The 24,015-nt window shown below is 62.8% G+C and carries 20 protein-coding genes; 6 read left to right on the forward strand and 14 right to left on the reverse strand.

Features of this window, described 5'->3' with window-relative positions; genetic code table 11:
- Window positions 1–10 precede the first annotated feature (10 nt).
- The 11 genes from M5B96_RS13850 to M5B96_RS13900 all read right to left on the reverse strand — a co-directional run bounded on the left by M5B96_RS13850 (window position 11) and on the right by M5B96_RS13900 (window position 13,328).
- Window positions 11–370 (reverse strand): DUF5064 family protein, encoded by a 360-nt coding sequence (locus M5B96_RS13850; RefSeq protein ID WP_248797223.1) that lies wholly within the window; start codon window positions 368–370, stop codon window positions 11–13.
- A gap of 55 nt (window positions 371–425) precedes the next feature.
- The gene (arcC, locus tag M5B96_RS13855; RefSeq protein ID WP_248797224.1) at window positions 426–1,355 is read right to left on the reverse strand and encodes a carbamate kinase; all 930 of its coding nucleotides are present in this window, start codon (window positions 1,353–1,355) and stop codon (window positions 426–428) included.
- Between the two features lie 229 nt (window positions 1,356–1,584).
- Window positions 1,585–2,595, reverse strand: a complete 1,011-nt coding sequence (locus M5B96_RS13860) for an ornithine carbamoyltransferase (protein WP_248797225.1) — start codon at window positions 2,593–2,595, stop codon at window positions 1,585–1,587.
- A gap of 76 nt (window positions 2,596–2,671) precedes the next feature.
- On the reverse strand, window positions 2,672–3,928 hold the full coding sequence (arcA, locus tag M5B96_RS13865; protein WP_248797226.1) for an arginine deiminase: 1,257 nt from the start codon (window positions 3,926–3,928) through the stop codon (window positions 2,672–2,674).
- A 35-nt stretch (window positions 3,929–3,963) separates the two neighbouring features.
- Entirely contained in the window at window positions 3,964–5,391 is a 1,428-nt protein-coding gene (gene arcD, locus M5B96_RS13870; protein ID WP_248797227.1) for an arginine-ornithine antiporter, read from the reverse strand.
- Window positions 5,392–6,054: 663 nt separating this feature from the next.
- Window positions 6,055–7,407: a CoA transferase gene (locus M5B96_RS13875; protein WP_248797228.1), complete on the reverse strand. Its 1,353-nt coding sequence runs from the start codon at window positions 7,405–7,407 to the stop codon at window positions 6,055–6,057.
- A gap of 121 nt (window positions 7,408–7,528) precedes the next feature.
- Window positions 7,529–7,936, reverse strand: a complete 408-nt coding sequence (locus M5B96_RS13880) for a YbaN family protein (RefSeq protein ID WP_248797328.1) — start codon at window positions 7,934–7,936, stop codon at window positions 7,529–7,531.
- A 372-nt stretch (window positions 7,937–8,308) separates the two neighbouring features.
- On the reverse strand, window positions 8,309–8,917 hold the full coding sequence (locus M5B96_RS13885; protein WP_248797229.1) for a biliverdin-producing heme oxygenase: 609 nt from the start codon (window positions 8,915–8,917) through the stop codon (window positions 8,309–8,311).
- A 113-nt stretch (window positions 8,918–9,030) separates the two neighbouring features.
- Window positions 9,031–11,562, reverse strand: coding sequence for a TonB-dependent receptor (locus tag M5B96_RS13890; RefSeq protein ID WP_263859576.1), 2,532 nt, complete (start codon window positions 11,560–11,562; stop codon window positions 9,031–9,033).
- A 172-nt stretch (window positions 11,563–11,734) separates the two neighbouring features.
- A complete protein-coding gene (locus M5B96_RS13895) occupies window positions 11,735–12,700 on the reverse strand; it encodes a FecR family protein (RefSeq protein ID WP_412548606.1) in 966 nt (321 codons plus the stop codon).
- A gap of 109 nt (window positions 12,701–12,809) precedes the next feature.
- A complete protein-coding gene (locus M5B96_RS13900; protein ID WP_248797230.1) occupies window positions 12,810–13,328 on the reverse strand; it encodes an RNA polymerase sigma factor in 519 nt (172 codons plus the stop codon).
- Between the two features lie 282 nt (window positions 13,329–13,610).
- Between M5B96_RS13900 and M5B96_RS13905 the strand changes: the two genes are divergently transcribed.
- The gene (locus tag M5B96_RS13905; RefSeq protein WP_248797231.1) at window positions 13,611–14,045 is read left to right on the forward strand and encodes a hypothetical protein; all 435 of its coding nucleotides are present in this window, start codon (window positions 13,611–13,613) and stop codon (window positions 14,043–14,045) included.
- Window positions 14,046–14,608: 563 nt separating this feature from the next.
- Here M5B96_RS13905 and M5B96_RS13910 read toward each other — a convergent pair.
- Together M5B96_RS13910 and gap are read right to left on the reverse strand one after the other, a co-directional pair.
- Window positions 14,609–15,073: a methylglyoxal synthase gene (locus tag M5B96_RS13910; RefSeq protein WP_100944170.1), complete on the reverse strand. Its 465-nt coding sequence runs from the start codon at window positions 15,071–15,073 to the stop codon at window positions 14,609–14,611.
- Between the two features lie 35 nt (window positions 15,074–15,108).
- Complete coding sequence (gap, locus tag M5B96_RS13915; protein ID WP_103494206.1) at window positions 15,109–16,110, reverse strand: type I glyceraldehyde-3-phosphate dehydrogenase; 1,002 nt, start codon at window positions 16,108–16,110, stop codon at window positions 15,109–15,111.
- Between the two features lie 212 nt (window positions 16,111–16,322).
- Between gap and edd the strand changes: the two genes are divergently transcribed.
- The 4 genes from edd (at window position 16,323) to M5B96_RS13935 (ending at window position 21,623) form a co-directional block, all read left to right on the forward strand.
- Window positions 16,323–18,149 carry a phosphogluconate dehydratase gene (gene edd, locus M5B96_RS13920; protein WP_248797232.1) on the forward strand — a complete coding sequence of 609 codons (1,827 nt, stop codon included), beginning with the start codon at window positions 16,323–16,325 and terminating at the stop codon, window positions 18,147–18,149.
- A complete protein-coding gene (locus M5B96_RS13925; RefSeq protein WP_248797233.1) occupies window positions 18,146–19,123 on the forward strand; it encodes a glucokinase in 978 nt (325 codons plus the stop codon). The genes edd and M5B96_RS13925 overlap by 4 nt, the downstream gene beginning before the upstream one ends.
- Before the next feature lie 318 nt (window positions 19,124–19,441).
- On the forward strand, window positions 19,442–20,173 hold the full coding sequence (locus M5B96_RS13930) for a response regulator (RefSeq protein ID WP_248797234.1): 732 nt from the start codon (window positions 19,442–19,444) through the stop codon (window positions 20,171–20,173).
- Complete coding sequence (locus tag M5B96_RS13935; RefSeq protein ID WP_248797235.1) at window positions 20,163–21,623, forward strand: sensor histidine kinase; 1,461 nt, start codon at window positions 20,163–20,165, stop codon at window positions 21,621–21,623. The genes M5B96_RS13930 and M5B96_RS13935 overlap by 11 nt, the downstream gene beginning before the upstream one ends.
- On the opposite strand, the gene M5B96_RS13940 is transcribed toward M5B96_RS13935, so the two are convergent.
- Window positions 21,592–22,236 (reverse strand): AP2/ERF family transcription factor, encoded by a 645-nt coding sequence (locus M5B96_RS13940; protein ID WP_248797236.1) that lies wholly within the window; start codon window positions 22,234–22,236, stop codon window positions 21,592–21,594. The two genes, M5B96_RS13935 and M5B96_RS13940, sit on opposite strands and share 32 nt — an antisense overlap.
- 483 nt (window positions 22,237–22,719) lie before the next feature.
- Here M5B96_RS13940 and M5B96_RS13945 point away from each other — a divergent pair, with 483 nt between their 5' ends.
- Window positions 22,720–24,003: an AGE family epimerase/isomerase gene (locus M5B96_RS13945; RefSeq protein WP_248797237.1), complete on the forward strand. Its 1,284-nt coding sequence runs from the start codon at window positions 22,720–22,722 to the stop codon at window positions 24,001–24,003.
- The last annotated feature ends 12 nt before the right edge of the window (window positions 24,004–24,015 follow it).

Here is a 24,015-nt window from a genome sequence, read left to right on the forward strand (position 1 = left end):
AAGCTTGTGCTCAGCCCATATGTTCAAAATTTATCGGATCGCCTGACTTGACGTCGAGCTTGGCCCGCACATCTTCGAACATCTCGTCGTAGTATTTATGCAGGGAGATGATGCTGGCATTTTTCGGCATGCCGTACTTCTGCGCGATATGGCTGGCCACGCGAGCAAAGTCAAAGGCCTGGTCCTTGGGCATGAAGAACGGCTCGTTGAGGGACTGGCCCTCGATGGTGCCGTGCAAGGTAAAGCGCATGCCGGTGCCGTCCTTCGGATCCTGGGCGACTTCGTAGTCGATATACAGGTTGTAGCTGAAATCCTCCTTGTTCAGCGCATGGCGTTCGATATGCAAGTGACCGGGCGTGAACGTGGCCATGGTGTTCTCCTTCAAGGCATGGAGTAGGGCAGACCATGGGTCTGCCCGATGGTTCTCATGAATAGGTGATGCCGGGGTGCGCCGTGCTGATCCGCGTTCCTGCCTTACCTTGGACTATCGCCTCGATATCCGCCAGCGAACCGATCACCGCGACCTTGCCGGTGTGCCGGGCGAATTCGCATGCGGCCTGGACTTTCGGGCCCATGGAGCCGGCGGCGAAACCGAGTTTCTCGAGGTCGTCCGGGTGCGCCTGGATGATCGCCTTCTGGGACGGCTGGCCCCAGTCGACAAAAGCGGCATTGACGTCCGTGGCGATCACCAGCAGGTCGGCGTCCAGCTGTTCGGCCAGCAGCGCCGAACACAGGTCCTTGTCGATTACGGCTTCTATCCCTTTGAGCTTGCCGTCCTCGCCGTACATGGTCGGGATGCCGCCGCCGCCGGCACAGATGACGATGCTGCCCTTGTCCAGCAGCCATTTGATCGGGCGGATCTCGAAGATGCGCTTGGGTTTGGGGCTGGCGACCACACGGCGGAACTTGTCGCCGTCCGGGGCGATGCTCCAGCCTTTTTCCGCGGCCAGTCGTTCCGCTTCGGCTTTGCCGTACACCGGGCCGATGGGTTTGCTCGGGTGCTGGAAGGCCGGGTCCTTGGGGTCGACCTCGACCTGGGTGAGCAAGGTGGCGAAGGGCACCTCGAAATCCAGCAGGTTGCCCAGTTCCTGTTCGATGATGTAGCCGATCATGCCTTCGGTTTCGGCGCCGAGCACGTCCAGCGGGTAGGGCGAGACCTGGGTGTAGGCGGCCGCCTGCAACGACAGCAGGCCGACCTGTGGGCCGTTGCCGTGGGCGATGACCAACTGGTTGCCGGGGTGGATCCTGGCAATCTGTTCGGTGGCGATCCGGATATTGGCGCGCTGATTGTCCGCGGTCATGGGGTCACCACGACGCAGGAGGGCGTTGCCGCCCAGGGCTACGACGATACGCATGAGTACTGTCCTTCCAAAGCAAACGAGAGCGATCGAACCTTGTGGCACTTGACCTTGTGGCGAGGGGGCTTGCCCCCGTTCGGCTGCGAAGCAGTCGCAAAACCTGCAACCTCGGTTTATCAGGTGCATCGAGTTGCCAGGTTTCAGGGGCGCTTCGCACCCCAGCGCGGGCAAGCCCGCTCGCCACAAAAAAAACGTTCATCACCCATACGGGGTTGAGGTTGGCTTGTCAGATATCCGCCAACGCCGAGACCAGGATCGCCTTGATCGTGTGCATGCGGTTTTCCGCCTGCTCGAAGGCGATATTGGCCGGCGACTCGAACACCTCCTCGGTCACTTCAACCCCGTTGGCCAGGTGCGGATAACGCGCCGCGATATCCTTGCCGACCTTGGTTTCACTGTTGTGGAACGCCGGCAGGCAGTGCATGAACTTGACCCGCGGATTGCCCGCGGCCTTCATCATTTTCGCATTGACCTGATAAGGCATCAGTTGCTCGATACGCTCGTCCCAGGCCTCTACCGGCTCACCCATGGACACCCAGATATCGGTGTGGATGAAGTCCACGCCCTTGACCGCTTCGTTCGGGTCTTCGGTGATGGTGATGCGCGCGCCGCTCTCTTCGGCAAAGGCCATGCACTGGGCGATGAAATCTTCATGGGGCCAGAGGGCCTTCGGCGCGCCGATGCGCACGTCCATGCCGAGCTTGGCGCCGATCATCAGCAGCGAATTGCCCATGTTGTAGCGTGCATCACCGAGGTAGGCATAGCTGATGTCATGCAGCGGCTTGTCGCTATGCTCGCGCATGGTCAGGGTGTCGGCGATCATCTGGGTCGGGTGGAATTCGGCGGTCAGGCCGTTGAACACCGGCACGCCGGCGAACTTGGCCAGCTCTTCGACGATTTCCTGTTCGAAGCCGCGGTACTCGATGGCGTCGAACATCCGCCCGAGTACGCGGGCGGTGTCCTTCATGCTTTCCTTGTGGCCGATCTGCGAGGACACCGGGTCGATATAGGTGACGTGGGCGCCCTGGTCATGGGCCGCGACTTCGAAGGCGCAGCGGGTGCGGGTCGAGGTCTTTTCGAAGATCAGCGCGATGTTCTTGCCCTTGAGGTGCTGCTGCTCGGTGCCGGTGTACTTGGCGCGCTTGAGGTCGCGGGACAGGTCGAGCAGGTAGTGCAGCTCGCGGTTGGTGTGGTGCATCAAGCTCAGCAGGCTGCGGTTACGCATGTTAAAAGCCATTTCCTGGATCTCCTCGGGTATGGGTTATCCGCCTGCCGTGGCCCTTCGTGGGGGCAGGGGCAGGTTTGAATATCGGTTAGTAGTCGATCGGGTCGCGAATGATCGGGCAGGTCATGCAGTGACCACCGCCGCGACCGCGGCCCAGTTCGCTGGCGCTGATGGTGATGACTTCCACGCCGGCCTTGCGCAGCAGGGTGTTGGTGTAGGTGTTGCGGTCGTAGCCGATCACCACGCCGGGCTCCACGGCCACCACGTTGTTGCCGTCGTCCCACTGTTCGCGTTCGGCGGCGAAGCTGTTGCCGCCGGTTTCCACCACGCGCAAGGCCTTGAGATTGAGGGCCTTGGCGACAGTGTCGAGGAAGTTGGTTTCTTCACGGCGCACGTCGATGCCGCCGGGCTTGCTGTCGTCGGGACGCAGGGTGAAGGCGACGATCTGGTTCACCACTTCCGGGAAGATGGTCACCAGGTCGCGGTCGCAGAAGCTGAACACGGTGTCCAGGTGCATGGCCGCGCGGGACTTCGGCAGGCCGGCGACGATCACCCGTTCCACCGCATTGTGCTTGAACAGGTTCAGCGCCAACTGGCCGATGGCCTGGCGCGAGGAGCGCTCGCCCATGCCGATCAGCACCACGCCGTTGCCCAGGGGCATCACGTCGCCGCCTTCGAGGGTGGCGTTGCCGTGCTCCTGGTCCGGGTCGCCGTACCAGACCTGGAAGTCGGCATTGACGAATTCCGGATGGAACTTGTAGATGGCACTGGCCAGCAGGGTTTCCTGGCGTCGCGCCGGCCAATACATCGGGTTGAGGGTCACGCCGCCAAAGATCCAGCAGGTGGTGTCGCGGGTGAACTGGGTATTGGGCAGCGGCGGCAGGATAAAGCTGGAGTGGCCGAGGAAGTCGCGGAACATCTCGATAGTCTTGCCGCCGAAGCTGTTCGGCAGGTCATCGGCGGAAACCCCGCCGATCAGGAACTCGGCGATCTTGCGCGGTTCCAGGCTGCGCAGCCATGAGTCGACCTCGTGGACCAGGCCCAGGCCGACCTGGTTGGCGGTGATCTTGCGTTCAAGGATCCAGTCCAGGGCTTCCTTCTGAGCGACGATGTCGGTCAGCAGGTTGTGCATTTCCAGCACGTCGATATCGCGTTCGCGCATCTTGGTGACGAAGTCGAAGTGATCGCGCTTGGCCTGGGCGACCCAGATCACATCGTCGAACAGCAGTTCGTCGCAGTTGTTCGGGGTCAGCCGCTGGTGCGCCAGGCCCGGTGAGCAGACCAGCACCTTGCGCAGCTTGCCGGCTTCGGAATGAACGCCGTATTTCACTTTTTCCGTGGTCATTTGCAGATCCTCCAGAGAGCGTAACAATCAGGGTGTCAAAGGGTCAGGAAGCCGTCGTACAGGCCATAGGCAGCCACCAGGGCGCCGATGACCACCGCGGCGAAAATCAGCTTCTCGACAGGGGTGAAAATCGCTTTGCCCAGCTCGCGCTTGGCCTGGGCGAACAGGATCGCGCCGGGGGCGTAGAGCAGGGCGGAGAGCAGCAGGTACTTGACGCCACCGGCGTACAGCAGCCAGATCGCATAGACCAGGGCGATGGCGCCGATGACCAGGTCTTTGCGGCGTTCGCCGGGGGCCTGTTCATAACTTTCGCCACGCACCGCCAGCAGCACGGCATAGGCCGCCGACCAGAGGTAGGGCACCAGGATCATCGAGGTGGCGAGGTAGATCAGCGACAGGTAGGTACTGGCGGAAAACAGCGTGATGACCAGGAAGATCTGCACCATGGCGTTGGTCAGCCAGAGGGCGTTGGCCGGTACCTGGTTGGCGTTTTCCCGGCGCAGGAACTCCGGCATGGTGTGGTCCTTGGCGGCGGCGAACATGATCTCCGCGCACAGCAGTACCCAGGACAGCAGGGCGCCGAGCAGCGAGATGACCAGGCCGACGCTGATCAGCACCGCGCCCCAGTGGCCGACCACGTGTTCGAGCACGGCGGCCATGGACGGGTTCTGCAGTTTCGCCAGTTCCGGCTGGGTCATGATGCCCAGGGACAGGACGTTGACCAGCACCAGGAACAGCAGCACGGTGATAAAACCGATGACCGTGGCCTTGCCCACATCCGAACGTTGTTCCGCGCGGGCGGAGAAGATGCTCGCGCCCTCGATGCCGATGAACACCCAGACGGTGACCAGCATCATGTTGCGCACCTGGTTCATGACGCTGCCCAGGCCCGGGTTCTTCAGGCCCCAGATATCGGCGCTGAAGATATCCAGCTTGAAGGCGAACAGCGCGATCAGCACGAACAGCAGCAGTGGCACGACCTTGGCGACGGTGGTGACCAGGTTGATGAACGCCGCTTCCTTGATGCCGCGCAGGACCAGCCAGTGTACGGCCCACAGCAGCAGCGAGGCGCCGACAACGGCGGCCACGGTATTGCCCTCGCCAAACACCGGGAAGAAGTAACCCAGGGTGCTGAACAGCAGGACGAAGTAGCCGACGTTGCCCAACCAGGCACTGATCCAGTAGCCCCAGGCGGACGAGAAACCCATGTAGTCGCCGAAACCGGCCTTGGCGTAGGCGTAGACCCCGCCGTCCAGCTCCGGCTTGCGATTGGCCAGGGTCTGGAACACGAAGGCCAGGGTCAACATGCCCACGGCGGTAATCGCCCAGCCGATCAGGACTGCGCCGACATCGGCACTGGCGGCCATGTTCTGCGGCAGGGAAAAGATACCGCCACCGATCATTGAACCCACCACAAGAGCGACCAGCGCGCCTAATCGCAGTTTTCCGGGTGTTTCAGACATTGCATGACTCCGATCCATGGGCGTTGAGGCGATAGGGTAGGTCAGGGGTAAAAACGAAAAATGATATAGATCAGATCATGGGCACATTCCGTTGCTTATGAACGACTTGGGGGCGCGCGGATACGCGGGTCTGTGCCTTGAGACGCCTGTCCTAGAGCGGTCTGGTGAGAGTTGAAGGGAATGCTTCGTATTTCTGCGGGGGGGGGTGAACCAGCCAATCCGGTGGATTGTGCAAATGTCTGATAGCACTTTTTCAAACGCGTTCGACTTATTGGAAACAGCCCGCACAATCATCGAGTCGAGCGGGTTTTATAGGCGTTATCGGTCTTGAGCGCTTATCTTTGTCAGCCCTGTCGAATAAACGTAGTGGCACACTGGATAATCCATCGAGTGGACAATTATTCTTTTGTTAAATATTGAAACAATTAAGTGATTGAGGGCGTTGATATACCGGGGCCGATCCGGGCATGGCGACTCGGCGTGCTGGTTGTCCTGGAAGGGGCGAGAGGGGGGATGCCGATCTCAAGCTGATCTTGAGGTGGTCGGCGATCTCCAGGGCCTCTTCGCGGGCAAGCCCTGCACCTGCAGTTTGACGTCGTACATAAGCTTTCGGTTTCACGCAAACCGCAGGCGCAGGGCTTGCCCGCGAAAGCGATTTCGAATTCACCACCACTGCGGTGGATGAGCCCCCAGCTTCGTAGCAGCACAGGCCCATTGCAACGGCATTGCCCCGACCTTCAGCGGCGACCGCAAACGCTGCGCCGGCCCCCAGGAGGTCTGTTCCAGCAGCGGATTCCAGTCTTGCACTCCGATGGGCAACAGCGCTTCGGTCCCATTGACCGCCCCCTGTTCCACCAACAACTTCGCCGTACGGGCCAGCGACAGGCGCGCCGAGCCGCCCAGTCCGCTGTGCAAACGTTCGGTCAGCGCGCGGATCGCCGCGGCCGCCATCAGGTAACCGGTGCCATGGTCCAGCGCTTGCACCGGCAACGGTACGGGCTGGTCCGCCTGTTTCCAGAGCATGCCGGCCTGGGCGATACCGCTGCTCATCTGCACCAGGCTGTCAAAGCCCCGGCGATTGCGCCACGGTCCGCTCCAGCCATAGGCGTTCAGGCTCACATCGATCAGTCCCGGGGCCAGGCGCTGGCGCCGTCGGGCGTCGTAGCCGAGTCCATCGAGTGCATCGGCGCGGTAGCCGTGCAGGAGGATATCGGCGCCGCCGAGCAAGCCTTCGAAGACCTCGCGGTCAGCGGCGTCATGCAGGTTCAGGCGGGCGCAGTGCTTGCCCAGGGTTACGTCTGGCGTCAGGGCCGGCTCGTCCCAGCTCGGCGGGTCGATGCGCAGCACTTCGGCGCCCAGTCCCGCCAGCAGGCGGCTGGCCACGGGACCGGCGAGTACGCGGGTCAGGTCGAGGACCTTGATGCCGGCCAGCGGGCGGGCCTGCGAGCCCAGCCAGGTACGTGAGCCGTGGCTGTCATGGGTGACGCGCTGGACCAGCGGTTCGGCATTGACCGCGAGTCCTTGGGGATGTTCTTTCCAGGTCGCCCATGAGCGCATTTGCGCGGCGCAGCCACCGGCCTCGACCACCGCCTGCTCCAGTTCCTCGGCGGACCATTGGGCAACCTTGCTGGCCATGGCGTTGCGATCAGTGGCCAGCCCCAGGACGCGTTCGGCGGCGCGGCGGTGGTGCGGGGCGTTGGTGTGCAGGCGGATCCAGCCGTCGGTGCCGGCGTAGTCGCCGGCAAGCGGGTCCCAGGGGGGTGGGATTTCCCAGCCTACGGGCTGTACCGCCGTGCCGAACCAGAGCGAGGCCAGGCGCCGGTCGACTTCGACGGCGGGGCGCTGTCCGCTCTGTTGCAGCAGCAGTTCGGCCACCGCCTGGCCGGCGCCGGCGAGGCTGGCGCCGGCCAGTTCGGTGACGGCAAAAGTCGAGGGTAGAACGCCGCTGCCGGTGAACAGCGGGGGCATGAGGGGTAGGTCGAGTGCGGCTTGAATGGACGTCAGTAGATCGGTCATCGAAGGCCCTCCGAGAGAATGGCCATTGCACCTGAAATACCGCCGGTTGTCGATCTCGGGCAGCATTCTGGGAGCCGGGGCTTATTGCCGGGGCCGGAATTCTGGAGGAGCCGAATGAGTGTCAGGACGCGTCGGGCACGGCAAGCCGCTCCGGGCGCGACCAGATCCACAGGTTGCCCAGGCTCATCCCGGCGATCGCCAGGTACACCGGCCAGCCGTGTTCGAGCATCACCAGCATCAGCGTGGCACAAAGCAACATGCTCACAGTGGCGCTGACCTTGGCCCGGCGGGCGATGATCTTGCCGTTGCGCCAGTTGTTCAGGATCGGGCCGAACAACCGATGGTTTTCCAGCCAGGCGCTCAGGCGCGGCGAACTCTTGGTGGCGGCCCAGGCGGCCAGCAGGATGAACTCGGTGGTCGGCAGGCCGGGAATGACAATGGCGACCAGGCCGATGCCCAGGCTGACGTAGGCGAGCAGGCCGAAGAGCACGCGGGCGAGTTTCGAGGAGGAGGGTTTTGGCTGGGTCATGGCGTCAATTGTGGTGTGCTGAGCGAATTGGCTCAAGTCTTGGTGTCCTGTATGGCTAGTCATGTTCTACGTGATCTTGAGCCGAACGAGTTTTGTGGCGAGCGGGTTTTGCGCTGGTGCCGTTCAATCAAGGCCGAACACGGTCACTGTGGGAGCTGAGCTTGCTCGCGAAGGGGGCCTTGAGACCGCTTAAAGCTTCGCGGGCAAGCTCCGCTCCCACAGTGGCGTGGCGTTTTCAATGTCCCACTCACCTTGACTGAACGGCATCAGGGCTTGCCCGCGCTGGGTGCGAAGCAACCCTAAAACCTGCGACCGCGTAGCATCGGGTATATCGCGGTAACCGCTCGCCACAAGGTTTCATCTGGCGCCTGATCAGGCCAGTTCCGGCGCCGTGGCGTAAGCCTGTTCCAGCAACAGGGTGAAGCGCAGGAACGCGTCAATCGCACCTTTCTCCGCCTCTGCTTCTTCTTCGGCACTCAGCTCCAGGCCGTCGAGGGTCCTGGTGAAACGCTTCCAGCCTTCGGCGCGGCCGCCGGCCGGTTCGCCCAGGTGACGGGCACCAAAGGTTTCGCTGAGACCCAGGCCCTCGGCGCGCTTGATCAGGAACGCGGCGCCGAGCTTGGAGCCCTCGGAAACGAAGAGCCAGCCCAGGGCCTCGGCCTTGCTCGGGTTGTGCACGGCACCGGCCAGCGGCGCCGGGACTTCGGTGTCCAGGTCGGCCAGGTCGGCCCTGGCCGCTTCAGCGCGGCAACGTGCGGCCAGATCAGGAACGATGGCGATCAGTTCGGGATCGTTGTACAGCGCCACCAACTCGGCCTGGAACAGGTACTGGGCGACCACGAAACGGGCGAAATTCGCCTGGGTTTCGAACGGCGCATGGGCCTTGACCAACTGGTCGAGCTTGGCATGTGGCGCGTGGGTGATCTGGTTCAGGCGTTGCGAGCGCAGGCTCGGGCGCTGGGTGTTGTCCGGGGTGGTCATGACAATGTCCTTGAGAATGAGAAACGCTGTTTGACTAGACGAATCAGAAGACGCGCGACAGTAAAAAAACTCACCCCGCGCGGTGAAGTCCGCCCGGGTGAGGTGCGGCTTGATCAGATATCCCAGATCAGGTTGACCGAGAAGTTGCGCCCCGGCGCGGTCAGGCGCTCAAGGTTGGCCGGGTTCAGCACACCGGCTTCGCCGACGCTGTCGTAGCCGCGTACGTCATCCCAGTTCCAGTACTTCTTGTCGGCCAGGTTGTAGAGACCGGCATTGACGGTGATGTCATGGGTGACCCTGTAGTAGCCGGTCAGGTCCAGCAGGCCATATCCCGGGGTCTTGAACTGCTCGCCCTTGCCGTCCGGCGAGAAGAAGTTGCTGCTGTCGACGCTGTTCTTGCGTTGCACCAGGGTCCAGCTCAACAGGCCGCCGTAGTTGTCCTGGTCGTAGCCCAGGCCCATGACGGCGGTGAGCGGGTTGACACTGTTGAGTGGCTGCCCGGTGTCGTTGTTGCGACCGTAGGCATAGGCCAGGGAGCCCTTGCTGTAGAGACCCTGCGGCGCACCGAAGGCATCCAGGTTGAGACGACCCTTGAGCTCGGCACCCTTGATGGTGGCGTGCCGGATGTTGTTGGTCTGGAAGGTCAGCTCGCTGTAGCCGGGGGCGATGGCGTCTTCATTGATGAAGTCGCGGTACTGGTTGTAGAACACCGCCAGATCAAAGGACCCGGCGTCGAACTTGCCGTGCAGGCCGGTCTCGTAGCTCTTGCTCTTTTCCGGTTGCAGGTTCGGGTTGGGCGCGACCTGATAGCCAGTGCTCAGGTTCTGGAAACGACCGTACAAGGCCTTGGCCGACGGGGTGCGGAAACCTTCGGCGTACTGGCCGTACCAGGTGTACTGGTCGCTCAGGGCGTAGGTCAGGCCGAACTTGGGCGAGACGCGATGCCAGGTCTTGTTGGAACCGTCGACGGCGCCGCCGCCCGCCGCGGCGATGGTGTTGATGAACTCCTGGGTGATATGCGGCTTGAGCTGGGTGTAGTCATAGCGCAGACCCGGCAGGAAGGTCCATTGGTTCCAACTGATCTGGTCCTGGGCGAACAGGCTGTAACTGTCGATGGTCGGGTCCGGGAAGTCGCTGGACTTGACCAGGCGATCGGACGGACTGTCGGCGCCCACGGCGGTACAGCCCCGGCCCACGGCCAGACAGACCCCGGAACCGCTGCGCGAACCGGTGATTTCCTGCTGCTTGATGGTGGTGCCGTAGGTCAGCAGGTGATCGGTTGCACCGATATTGAAGGCCTTGTCGGCCTGGGCATCGAAGACCCACTGCTTTTCTTCGTAGACCGTATCGCGGCTGCGCAGGACGTTACGAGTGAACGGGAAGTAGTTTTCCAGGGTGCTCTGGTCGGTCTTGGCGATCTGGTAGTTCAGGCTCAGCTTGACGTGATCGGCCACGGCGTTGTCCAGGCCGAAGCTGTTCTCGATGCCGAAGCGTTCACGACTGATGGTGTCGTTGCCGGTGCGCGAGCGGTACATGCCCAGCGGCTGTCCGACGTTGAACGGGCCGCCGACGGCGCTGCGCTGGTTGGTATCGACTGAGTCCTTGTAGCGCTCGTAGGTCAGGCCCAGGCGCGAGTCGTCGTGGTAGTTCCAGCCGAGCTTGGCCAATACGTTGGTGGCACGGGCTTTCTCCGGGTTCGCGGCGGTGCGGTTCAGGCCGTCACCGCCGGTATCGCCATAGGACTCGGTCTGGCGTCCGTTGCGCTGGCTCAGGTGCAGCAAACCGTCGAAATCACCGCTGCGGCCGGCGACGGTGCCGGAGGTCAGCCAGCTGTCATCGACGGAACTGTAGCCGCTCTTCAGGCGGGCGCCGACGTCCTGGCCCGGCTTGATGATGTCGTCCGGGTCGAGGGTGTAGTAGCTCACGGCGCCGCCGATGGCGTTGCTGCCGTAGAGCACCGAGGCCGGGCCGCGGAGGATCTCCACGCGCTTGACGATTTCCGGATCGACGTAATTGCGCTGGGTGTTGGCGTAGGGTCCGTTGAAGAAACTGTCGGGAATCTCGACGCCGTCGACCTGGGTCAGGATCCGGTCGCCGTCGATGCCGCGAATGTTGTAGTTGCTGATGCCACCGCCACGCTGGCCGGTACCGCCGACCGAGACACCGGGTTCGTCCCGCACCAGTTGCTTGAGGGTGTTGACGTTCTGGCGGTCGAGTTGCTGGCGACCCTTCACCGTCACGGTATTGGGCACCGAGTTGACGTCCTGCTCCTGGCGGGTGGCGCTGATGGTCACCTGCTCCAGGTTCAGGGTGCTGCCGCTGGCGCGTTTTTCCAGGACGATGCTGTTGTCGCCGACTTTGCGGTAGCTCAGGTTGGTGCCGACCAGCAGGCGCTCAAGGGCCTTTTCCGGCGGCAGTGCGCCGCGTACGCCCGGCGAGGCCACGCCCTGGCCGAGTTCGGCGGGCAAGCCGACCTGCCAGCCGGTGATCGAAGTGAAGGCGTTGAGCGCCGAGACCAGGGGTTGTTGCGCGATCGAGAAACTGTAATTGCCCAGGCTCCTGGCCGGTTGTTCGGCGCTACCGGCGGCCAGCACTGGCGTTGCTTGTGCACCGGCCAGCAGGATGGCTGCGGTCAGCAAGGACAGGGTGCATTATTGCAGGCCGCCAGTGCGGGTCTTGGAGGTAAAACGAGTGGGCATCGATAGCGCTCCCGGGTGGACGAATCGTTATAGGCGCTGCGTGATTTAAAATGCGAATCACTTGCATTGGCTATAACGAGACGAATCATCGAGTGCTATCGCGTAAAAATAATTGTTCTCAGTTGAGAATCACCAGCGCCGGGTACTCCGAAACCTTGGCGGACGTGATCTGGGCCAGGGAGCGGACCACGTCCAGGGGTTTGTCCAGACGGTAGTTGCCGGTGACGGCAACCTGGGCCAGGTGCTCGTTGTTGTTGACGATCCAGCCGGGGTAATAGCGCCGCAGCTCGGCCAGGACCTGGCCCACCGGGCAATTTTCGAACACCAGGCGGCCCTGGACCCAGGCCAGGTCCTTCTGCGCATCGAGTTTTTCCGGGCGCCCGAAGCCATGGGGCCCGACCTTTACACTGTTGCCGGCGGACAGGCGCAGGCGGGCGCTGTCGTCGAGGGTGCGCAGGTCGACATCGCCGCGCTGGACTTGCACCTGGGCTTCGCCGTCGAGGTAACGCACGGCAAAGCTGGTGTCGCTGACACTGGCACGGATCGGTCCGGCATCGACTTCCAGAGGGTGTTCGCGCTCGGCGGCGACCTCGAAGAAGGCCTCGCCCTTGTACAGCCGGGCCTTGTGCTGGCGGCCGCTGAAGTTGCTGGAGAACGCCGAATTGGTATTGAGCAGGACTTTCGAACCGTCTTCGAGTTGCAGATGCTGGCGCTCGCCGGCCACGGTCAGGTGATCGGCCTGCAGGCGCAGGGGCAGATTGCTGTAGCTGCCGATGGCGATCAGCAGCACGGCGGCGGTGGCCAGGGGTTTCCAGTGTGGGCGCAGGTGTCGCAGCAGTGACGGGCGCCGCCGTTTTTGCAGGACCTGGGCGGCGGCGAACACAGGCGGCGCGTTCCAGGCGCCGCTGGCGCGGGCATAGGCCTGGGCATGGCGCGGGTCGGCGGCCAGCCAGGTGTCGAAGGCGGCCTGCTGCTCGGCGCTCGGGCACTCCATCAGGATCAGCCAGTCCAGTGCCTGGTCCATGGCTGCGTCATGGGGCACCGGCCCGGAGGCGGAGGAGGGCAGGTCTTGGCTGTCTGTCACGGGTGTTCCTCGGCGCGTTTGCCACGGTCTGGTTCAACGATCTTATGATTTGCCGCGATACCGCTGTAGTGCTTTTGCGCGGACTGTCCACGCGCTCAGGCGCCAGAGCTTAAGGGCGATCCAGGCGTTCGGCCACACCGACACAGATCGCCATGATCAGCTTGAGTTCTTTTTGCACGGTGCTCAGGGACACGTCGAGCTCGTCGGCGATCTCCTGGTAGCTTCGCCCATGGAGACGGCTGAGGATGAATATCTGCTGCTGGCGGGCACTCAACTGGCCGAGGCTGACGCTCAGGCGCTTGAGCATCTGTTCGGCATGGGCGGCGTCTTCCGCCGTGCTCAGGGGCGCGGCGATATTTTGCATCACGTCCAGCGGCACGTCGTCTATCAGGGTGCGCGACTGGATACGCAGCGCACGCAGATGGTCCAGCGCCAGGTTACGGGCGGTCTGGAAGACAAAGGGCTCGAGGTGATCCACCGGGCGTTCGTTCAGGGCGCGGGTGACCCGCAGGTAGGTTTCCTGCAGCAGGTCCTCGGCGGTGCTGGGGTTGTTGACCATGCGCTGCAAGGTCCGCAGCAGTGTGACACGCTGGGCGAGGAAGACACTATTGAAGTGGGACTGACTCACGGAAGCTCCGGACCGATTGCAAGCGAATGATAATGCTTATCATCTACCTTGTGGGTCAAGTCCTAATGTATTTCGCCGTTGGTGTCTTGCTCCTACAGAGTGGCTAAATGGATTTCGAAAATATCTGATATTTCCTACTGTCTGCGGAGGTGGGAGAAGATTGCAGGCGCAAAAGGTGAGCGCTAGATTTGGTCGTCGCTGAAAACTCAGCGGTACGGGGTTTGCAGCCCGGAGTTAAGCAAAGGCGCACAACGCCGCGAAAGCGGTTTAAGGAGCGTCACCATGACAAAGAAAACCATCTCCGATTCGCCTCTCACCCGTAAAGCACCCAGCACGGCCGAGAAAGAGAAGTATCTTCGTAAAGTCTCTGATGATCCCGCCCATGAGACCGAACGACTTCCGGCAAGTACACCCCGTTTGCTCGATACCCTCGCGTTCACCTGCTCCAAACCGGTCATCCCCGAAGCCTCATACAAGCCCACACTATTTGCCATTCAACCGGGCATCAGTGCCCAGGATGCGTTGACCTACGTTTCGAATCTGCTCGAAACGGCGGAGCTCAATGGCGATGAAATCAGCCTGCATATCAACCCCGTCGAACGGGCGCTGTTCTGGGGCATGCTGCATTCGGTGGAGGTGGCGCGTGCGGTGGTGGATGCGCTGCTGGAAGGTTCGCGTGCAACTGATCCCGGGTCACCTTCGTTGGGCGGTCGATAGGCGAAAGCGGAAAAGTCCGCAAAGGTGCAATGTTGTCCACCCGATGGGGGCGGTTGAACACAGTCCCAGTGGGAGCGGAGCTTGTCGGATCGCTGCACCGCCGAGAAGCTTTTGGCGTTCTCACGGGCCTCTTCGCGGGCAAGCACCGCTCCCACATTAGGTCAGGGTTCCACCACCGAAATATCGTCGTGCCCTGCCTTTGTGGGAGCTGGCTTGCCGGCGATGGCTATGTCACATTCACCACCGCTATCGCTGGCAAGCCAGCTCCCACAAAATCGGTGTTTCATCGCGAAATCTCGCCGAGAACCTAACCCGGTGGCTTGCCGGGACGCCGCATCGTAGCAATGGTGTTCGTTTGGGCTGCGCAAGACTCGAGGGCCCCTTCGCGGGCAAGCCCTGCTCCTACAGTTTTGTGTCATGTACAAAATTGCGGCACGACGACGCACTGTAGGAGCAGGGCTTGCCCGCGAAGCTTTTGGCGATCTCACGGGCGCCTTTGCTGCGATGGGGTGTGCCGACAAGCCAAGGTCCACGACGGATCGTGTTCAGTCTGCCGGCCGGGGCTAGCGCCGTGCCGCCAGATACGCCTCATAATCCGGCACCCGATACTCATGGGCCTGTTCCATCATCGGGCTGCTGAGCAGGTAGTCGGCGGTGCACTCATTACAGGCCACGGGAATATTCCACACCGCCGCGACCCGCAGCAAGGCCTTGATATCCGGGTCATGAGGCTGCGGCTCGAACGGATCCCAGAAGAATACCAGCATGTCCACCCGCTGTTCGGCGATGCGGGCACCCAGTTGCTGGTCGCCGCCCAATGGGCCGCTGATCATGCTTTCCACCGCCAGCCCCAGGCGCTTGTTCAGCAACAACCCCGTGGTGCCCGTGGCCACGAGCTCATGCTGAGCCAGGCGGTCTTTCTGGCGCTCGGCCCAGTCCAGCAAGAACACTTTGCAATGGTCATGGGCCACCAGGGCGATGCGCTTGCGCGCCGCCATGGTGGCCTGGGTAAAGCTGATCCCTATCATCGGTTCCTGCTCCACACCTGTTCCTCGTTCCGCATTTATTCGGCGTTGCATAGCGCCAGGCAGTTATCCAGCATGCGGTTGGAGAAACCCCACTCGTTGTCGTACCAGGCCAGGACCTTGAGCAGCTTGCCGCTGGCCTTGGTGTGGTTGGCGTCGAAGATCGACGACAGCGGGTTGTGGTTGAAGTCGCTGGAAACCAGCGGCAGGGTGTTGTAACCCAGGATCTTCGAATGCTGGCTGGCTTCCTTGAGCAGGGCGTTGACTTCTTCAGCCGTGGCCTCGCGCTTGAGCTGCACGGTCAGGTCCACCAGCGACACATTGATCACCGGCACGCGCACGGCCATGCCGGTCAGCTTGCCCGCCAGTTCCGGCAGCACCAGGCCCACGGCTTCGGCGGCGCCGGTCTTGCTCGGGATCATGTTCTGGGTCGCCGAACGCGCGCGGTACGGGTCGGTGTGGTAGACGTCGGTCAGGTTCTGGTCGTTGGTGTAGGCATGGATGGTGGTCATCAGGCCACTTTCGATACCCAGTTCGCGGTGCAGCACCTGGGCCACCGGGGCCAGGCAGTTGGTGGTGCACGACGCGTTGGAGATGATCTGGTGCGATTGGCGCAGGATGTCATGGTTGACCCCGTACACCACGGTGGCATCGGCGCCTTTGGCCGGTGCGGAAATAATCACTTTGCGGGCGCCGGCAGTCAGGTGCGCGGCAGCCTTGGCACGGTCGGTGAACAGACCGGTGCATTCGAACACTACGTCGATCTTCTCGGCGGCCCAGGGCAGTTCGGCCGGATTGCGGATCGCGCTGACCGAGATGCGGTCGCCGTTGACGGTCAGGCTTTCATTGTCATGTTCTACGCTGGCATCGAAGGTGCCGTGAACCGTGTCGTACTTGAGCAGGTGCGCATTGATGGCGCTGTCGCCCAGGTCGTTGATGGCGACGACCTGCAGGTCCTGGCGGTAACCTTGGGTATAGAGTGCACGCAGTACGTTGCGGCCGATGCGGCCAAAACCGTTGATTGCGATTCGTAGAGTCATTTAGGGAAGCGCCTGTCATAGTTTTGTTGTTGGAATTACAAGATTATTCGCATAAAAATAGAAAACAAGCCTTTTTAATGGCAATATTTTGTTTTATCTACAACGAGTGACCTGGATCAACGGGTCCGGATGATTGAAAAGCCCCGTCGTACGAGGCTTTCGGTCAGCTTGGAACCACAGGTCGCCACATCCGTTAGCCTGGAGTTCTACACATGCATCCCCGCGTTCTTGAGGTCACCGAACGGCTTGTCGCCCGTAGCCACGCCACTCGCCAGGCGTATCTGGCACTGATTCGCGGTGCCGCCAGTGATGGCCCGATGCGCGGCAAGCTGCAATGCGCGAACTTCGCCCACGGCGTGGCCGGCTGCGGCAGCGACGACAAGCAGAACCTGCGTCTGATGAACGCCGCCAACGTGGCGATCGTTTCGTCCTATAACGACATGCTCTCCGCGCACCAGCCTTACGAGACCTATCCGCAACAGATCAAGCACGCCCTGCGCGAAATCGGCTCGGTCGGCCAGTTCGCCGGTGGCGTGCCGGCCATGTGCGATGGCGTGACCCAGGGTGAGCCGGGCATGGAGCTGGGCATCGCCAGCCGCGAAGTGATCGCGATGTCCACCGCCGTGGCCCTGTCGCACAACATGTTCGATGCGGCGATGATGCTCGGCATCTGCGACAAGATCGTGCCCGGCCTGTTGATGGGCGCCTTGCGCTTCGGCCACCTGCCGACCATCTTCGTCCCCGGCGGACCGATGGTCTCGGGGATTTCCAACAAGGAAAAAGCCGATGTGCGCCAGCGCTATGCCGAAGGCAAGGCCAGCCGCGAGGAGCTGTTGGAGTCGGAAATGAAGTCCTACCACAGCCCCGGCACCTGCACCTTCTACGGCACCGCCAACACCAACCAGTTGCTGATGGAAGTCATGGGCCTGCACTTGCCTGGCTCGTCCTTCGTCAACCCGAATACCCCGCTGCGTGATGCCCTGACCCGCGAAGCGGCGCACCAGATCACCCGCCTGACCAAACAGAGCGGCAGCTTCACGCCCCTGGGTGAGATTGTAGACGAGCGTTCGCTGGTCAACTCGATCGTCGCCCTGCACGCCACCGGCGGCTCCACCAACCATACCCTGCACATGCCGGCGATTGCCCAGGCGGCCGGTATCCAGTTGACCTGGCAGGATATGGCCGACCTCTCCGAGGTGGTGCCGACCCTGTCCCACGTCTATCCGAACGGCAAGGCCGATATCAACCACTTCCAGGCGGCGGGGGGCATGGCCTTCCTGATCCGCGAACTGCTGGAAGCCGGCCTGTTGCACGAAGACGTGAATACCGTCGCCGGCCACGGCCTGAGCCGCTACACCCAGGAGCCGTTCCTGCAGGACGGCGAGCTGGTGTGGCGCGACGGTCCGATCGAAAGCCTTGATGAAAACATCCTGCGCCCCGTGGCCCGTGCTTTCTCCGCCGAAGGTGGCCTGCGGGTGATGGAAGGCAACCTTGGGCGTGGGGTGATGAAAGTCTCCGCGGTGGCCCTCGAGCACCAGATCGTCGAAGCACCGGCGGTGGTGTTCCAGGACCAGCAGGACCTGGCTGATGCGTTCAAGGCCGGCTTGCTGGAGAAGGACTTCGTCGCGGTGATGCGCTTCCAGGGGCCGCGCTCCAACGGCATGCCCGAACTGCACAAGATGACCCCGTTCCTTGGCGTATTGCAGGACCGTGGCTTCAAGGTCGCGCTGGTTACTGACGGCCGCATGTCCGGGGCCTCGGGCAAGATTCCGGCGGCTATCCATGTCTGCCCCGAAGCCCATGTCGGCGGGGCGCTGGCGCGGGTCCGCGATGGCGATGTGATTCGCGTGGACGGGGTCAAGGGCACCTTGCGGGTGCTGGTGGATGACGCCGAATTCGCCGCGCGCGAGCCCGCGGTCGGCCTGTTGGGCAATAATATCGGCTGTGGCCGTGAACTCTTCGGCTTCATGCGCATGGCCTTCAGCTCGGCGGAGCAGGGCGCCAGCGCGTTCACCTCGGCCCTGGAGCACCTTGAATGAAGTTGGCGTTGGTAGGCGACATTGGTGGGACCAACGCGCGGTTCGCGCTGTGGAAGAACAATGCCCTGGATTCGGTGAAGATCCTGGCGACCGTCGATCATGCCAGCCCCGAGGAGGCCATCAAGGTCTACCTCGACGGCCTCGGCCTGGCGTTGGGATCGGTCGGCGCGGTGTGCCTGTCGGTGGCCGGTCCGGTGGGCGGCGATGAGTTTCGCTTCACCAATAACCACTGGCGGCTGAGCCGCCGGGCGTTCTGCGAAACCTTGCAGGTCGACGAGCTGTTGCTGGTCAACGACTTTTCCGCCATGGCCCTGGGCATGACCCGGCTTGAGCCGGGTGATTACCGTGTGGTCTGCGAAGGCACGCCGGAGCCGTTGCGTCCGGCGGTGGTGATCGGTCCCGGCACCGGGCTTGGCGTCGGTACTTTGTTGCACCTGGGCGAGCAGCACTTCATGGCCTTGCCGGGGGAAGGCGGGCATGTCGACCTGCCCCTGAGCAGCCTGCGTGAAACCCAGCTCTGGCAGCATATCCACAGTGAAATCGGGCATGTCAGTGCCGAGACCGCCTTGAGTGGAAGCGGTTTGCCACGGGTGTACCGGGCGATCTGCGCGGTGGATGGGCATGTGCCGGTACTGGAAACCCCGGAGTCGATTACCGCGGCCGGTCTGGCGGGCGATCCGATTGCCCGCGAAGTGCTGGAGCAGTTCAGTTGCTGGCTGGGTCGGGTGGCGGGCAACAACGTCCTGACCACGGGCGCGCGCGGCGGGGTGTATATCGTCGGTGGGGTGATCCCACGGTTTGCCGATTTTTTCATCAACAGCGGGTTTGCCAGGAGTTTCGCTGACAAGGGCTGCATGAGCGATTACTTCAAGGGCATCCCGGTGTGGCTGGTGACGGCCCCGTATTCCGGGCTGATTGGCGCGGGGGTGGCGTTGCAGCAGGCTTTCGGGCACACCCCGGTGTCGGCGAGTTAAGTAAGGCTTCAGGTAGACGCGACTTTCATTGTGGCGAGCGGGCTTGTCGGAACGCCGCACCGCCGCGCTCAGCTGCGAAGCAGCCGTAAAACCAGGCACCACGGTCTACCTGATGCACCGTGATCAGCGATTTTAGGGGCGCTTCGCACCCCAGCGCGGGCAAGCCCGCTCGCCACAGATCTTGGCCAGACTTGATACTGGCTGGTATTCATGGGCTTGCCCGCAAAGGTATTCACCCAGGCAACACTGCTTCACGGCTTAATCGATTAAGGCATAATCCGCATTTCAGTCCTCCCTACAACAACAAGGACGATTTCCGTGAGCGTATTCAGTAAGTCCATTCTCCTGGTCGACGACGATCAGGAAATCCGTGAGTTGCTGGACACCTACCTCAGCCGTGCCGGTTTCCAGGTGCGTACCGTCGGTGATGGCGCCGGCTTTCGCCAGGCCCTCAACGATGCCCACAGCGACCTGGTGATCCTCGACGTCATGCTGCCCGACGAAGACGGCTTCAGCCTCTGTCGCTGGGTCCGCCAGCATCCGCGCCAGGCGCAGGTGCCGATCATCATGCTCACCGCCAGCTCCGACGAAGCCGACCGGGTCATCGGCCTGGAACTGGGCGCCGACGATTACCTGGGCAAGCCTTTCAGCCCACGGGAACTGCAGGCGCGGATCAAGGCCCTGTTGCGCCGGGCCCAGTTCGGCCAGGAGCGCAACGGCAGCGAGGTCCTGGCCTTCGACGACTGGCGCCTGGACACGGTCAGTCACCGACTGTTCCACATCGATGGCGAAGAAGTGATTCTCTCCGGCGCCGACTTTGCCCTGCTCAAGCTGTTCCTCGATCACCCTCAGGAAATCCTCGACCGCGACACCATCGGCAACGCCACCCGTGGGCGCGACCTGATGCCCCTGGACCGGATCGTCGACATGGCGGTCAGCCGCCTGCGCCAACGCCTGCGCGACACCGAAAAGCCGCCGCGACTGATTCGTACCGTGCGCGGCAGCGGCTATCAGTTGGCGGCCAACGTCACCGCGGCCAATGCTCTCTGAACTGCGCCGGCGCCTGCCGGTTCCGCGCTCGCTGCTCGGGCGGATGTTGCTGCTGACCCTGCTGGCGGTGTTGATCGCGCAGACGCTGTCCAGCGTGATCTGGCTCTCGCAGTTGCGCGCGACGCAGCTTGAAGGCCTGGTCACCAGCGCCCGCAGCCTGGCGCACTCGATGACCGCCAGTGTCAGCTACCTGCGCTCGTTGCCGCTGGCCTATCGCCCGCTGGTGCTCGATCAATTGCGCAGCATGGGCGGCACGCGGTTCGTCGTCACCCTCAATGACAAACCCCTGGATATGCGCCTGCTGCCGGCCACGCCGCGCAAGACCGCGGTGCTCGACGCGGTGCACGAGGTGCTGCGCCAGGCGCTGGGCAACGAGGTGGATATCTCGGTGCAATTCGTCAGCCCCGACGACCTGCGGATCTTCAACGGTGGCTTGAAACTCGACGAACTGCCACGTTCCTGGGCCCACTACGCGTTGACCCTGGAGCCGGTCAATCCGCCGGTGCTGGTGACGCAGATCCAGATGTCCCCCGGCGAATGGCTGTATATCGCCTCGTTGCTGCCGGAGCCCTACACCAGCCTCGAAGAGGAAGGCCTGCCGTCCCAGCAGGTGTGGTTTATCGTCCTCACCAGCAGTTTCCTGCTGTTGTTCATCGGCCTCCTGGTGCATTGGCAGAGTCGGCCCCTCAAACGCCTGGCGCGGGCGGCGCGAGACATGTCCCTGGGCGATGCGCAGGTACGGCCGGTGGCTGAGGGCGGCGGCAGCGAAGTGGTGGAGGTGGGGCGCGCGTTCAACGCCATGCGCGAGCGCATCAGCCGGTACCTGACCGAGCGCAGCCAATTGTTCAGCGCCATTTCCCATGATTTGCGCACACCCATCACCCGCCTGCGCCTGCGGGTCGAGTTGCTGGAGGACGAAAAACTGCAATACAAGTTCGGCCGCGACCTCGACGAGCTGGAGATGCTGGTCAAGGGCGCACTGCAATGCGTGAAGGACACGGATATCCACGAGAACATCGAGCCGGTGGACCTCAACCACGCCCTCGATTGCCTGATCGAACCCTACCTGCCGCCCAATGGCAACGGTCGGGTCACGCTGGACGGCCGCGCCAATGCGGCCTTTTCCGGCAAACCACTGGCGCTGCGGCGCTGCATGGGCAACCTGATCGACAACGCCCTCAAGTATGGTGACAAGGCCCACCTGCATATCGAGGACGACGACGAGGCCTTTGTGCTGCATGTCGATGACGAAGGTCCCGGGGTGCCCGAGCAGCGCCTGGAGCAGGTGTTCGAACCGCATTTTCGCTTGTCCGGCCAGCAGCAGGGCTACGGCCTGGGGTTGGGCATCGCGCGCAATATCGCCCACAGCCATGGCGGCGAAGTGAGCCTGCAGAACCTGCGCGACGGCGGGCTGCGGGTTACTTTGTACTTGCCGCGAAATGCCGACTGATCGACAGGAGCGCCTGTTCCGCACTGATGTTCAGCGCTGGCTCGAACGGCTCTGGCGTGAGGATATCGGCTGAGGCCGGCGCTTCCCGCGGTCGGGCCATGGCGGCGCGGATGCGGTGTTCGCGCACGCGGTTGTTGCTCTGGCTGAAGTAGCGTTGCAAGGCTTCCATCGCCTGTTCGTAGGGCTCGCCGCACAAGGCCAGCTGGCGTTCGCGCTCATGCAGCGCCAGGCGCTTGGCCTGTTCTTCGCCGTGGCGGCGGACACTGAAACTGCGGCTCAGGCAGTAGCCATGTATCCGCGTGCTGGCCCGCCAGTAGCCGGTGTTGTTGGTCTCGACCCGGATCACTCCGGGATGGCCGCTGGTGTTATGGGGCATCAGGCGCTGGCGCTCGGCGTAGCCCAACGAAGGCTGCATTTTCAGTACCAGGGCGTTGCGGTAGGACTCGGCCATGCTCCGGGCCGCCTCCTCGCCGCCGCATTCGACGAAGCTGAAGACACCGTCCAGGCGAACGCCGCCGCGCACGACCTCGACCCTCCAGGCACATAACCCTTGCCCGTTGTAGACCGGGAAAATGCAACATTGGCGGGGGGGTCGCAGGTGGGGGGCAACCATGGATCACACCTCCTGATGGGCGCTCGACCGGCGCACCTGAAATGAAGAAGTGCAGCAGATTCGCCGAAGTAAAGGAGCGCTTCAATGTGGGAAAAGACGTTAGGGATCGCTCCTACATTGGAAAGGGAAACGACTTATTCAGCAATTTTCCTACCCTGCAAAGCCTGGGGCCGAAGGATGCTGCCTTGATGGTTTTGTCACTGGTTTGTGACATTTGCGCGGGGCTTCGTGACCTGGCTGCGTGGGATGGCTGGCTAGAATCGCCCGATGACAGGCATTCGCTCCACTGCCGATCAGCCAAGATTGAACACGGTCACCTGTAGGCGCTGGCTTGCCAGCGATAGCGATGTCACTTTCACCACCGCCGTCGCTGGTAAGCCAGCTCCTACAGGGAGGGCGATGTTTTCAAAGTCGCATTTCCTTATTTGACGGCCTTGGGAGTGCGCCTTGTCTTTTGATCCTGACAACAAGAAAGGTACTCGGATGAACACCCTTGAACTGCCCTTCAGCAGTTGGCTCAATGCCCCGGCTCATCGTGCCTGGTTGCTCGCCGAAGGCCGGCGATTGCTGGCGTTTGCCAAGGCTTCACGCCTGGCCGAAGGTTTCGGTAACCTCGACGAGCGCGGGCAACTGGCGGACGGGGCCATGGCCGAAACCATGAACACCGCACGCATGACCCACAGTTTCGCCATGGCGCATATCCAGGGGATTCCCGGTTGCCTGGGGCTGGTCGATCACGGTGTCGCCGCCCTCTGGGGCCCGTTGCACGATACCACCCACGGCGGTTGGTATGCGGCACCTGATCACCGCGACGGCAACAGCGGCAAGGCCGCCTACCTGCACGCTTTTGTCGCCCTGGCCGCGAGTTCCGCGGTGGTCGCCGGCAGTGCCGATGCGCCGCGCTTGCTGGCCGAAGCGATCCGTGTGCTCGAGACGCATTTCTGGAGCGAGGAGGAGGGCACCCTGCGTGAATCCTTCGCCCGCGATTGGCAGCAGGAAGAGGCCTATCGTGGCGCCAACAGCAATATGCACGGTACCGAGGCCTTTCTCGCCCTGGCCGATGTCACCGGTGACAGTCGCTGGCTGGATCGCGCGCTGCGCATCGTCGAGCGGGTGATCCACACTCACGCCGCCGCCAACGATTTCATGGTCATCGAGCACTTCGACCGCCAGTGGCAACCCTTGCGCGAGTACAACCACGACAGCCCGGCGGACGGCTTCCGCCCTTATGGCACCACGCCAGGTCACGGCTTCGAGTGGGCGCGGCTGGTCTTGCACCTGGAGGCCGCACGCCGCCAGGCCGGCCTGTCCACCCCCGACTGGCTGCTGGACGATGCCCGTGGCTTGTTCGACAGCGCCTGTCGTCACGGCTGGCACACCGATGGGCTGCCAGGCATCGTCTACACGCTGGACTGGGACAATCGCCCGGTGGTCCGCCAGCGCCTGCACTGGACCCATGCCGAAGCCAGCGCCACGGCCGCCGCCTTGCTCCGGCGTACCGGAGAGGCGCAGTACGAAGCCTGGTATCGACGCTTCTGGGATTTCATCGAGGTGCACTTCGTCGATCAGACGCTGGGCAGCTGGCATCACGAACTGGATGAGCACAATCGGCCCGATGCGAAGATCTGGGGCGGCAAACCCGACCTCTATCATGCCTATCAAGCGGTGCTGCTTCCGGGCCTGCCACTCACTCCGAGCCTGGCGAGCGCTCTGGCCCGGCAATCTCAGGCTGATCCCGGCAACGAAAACCATGTAACCATGCGGTGACATTTGCACGTC

It is taken from the genome of Pseudomonas sp. MWU13-2105 (assembly GCF_023242315.1).
Lineage (GTDB): Bacteria > Pseudomonadota > Gammaproteobacteria > Pseudomonadales > Pseudomonadaceae > Aquipseudomonas.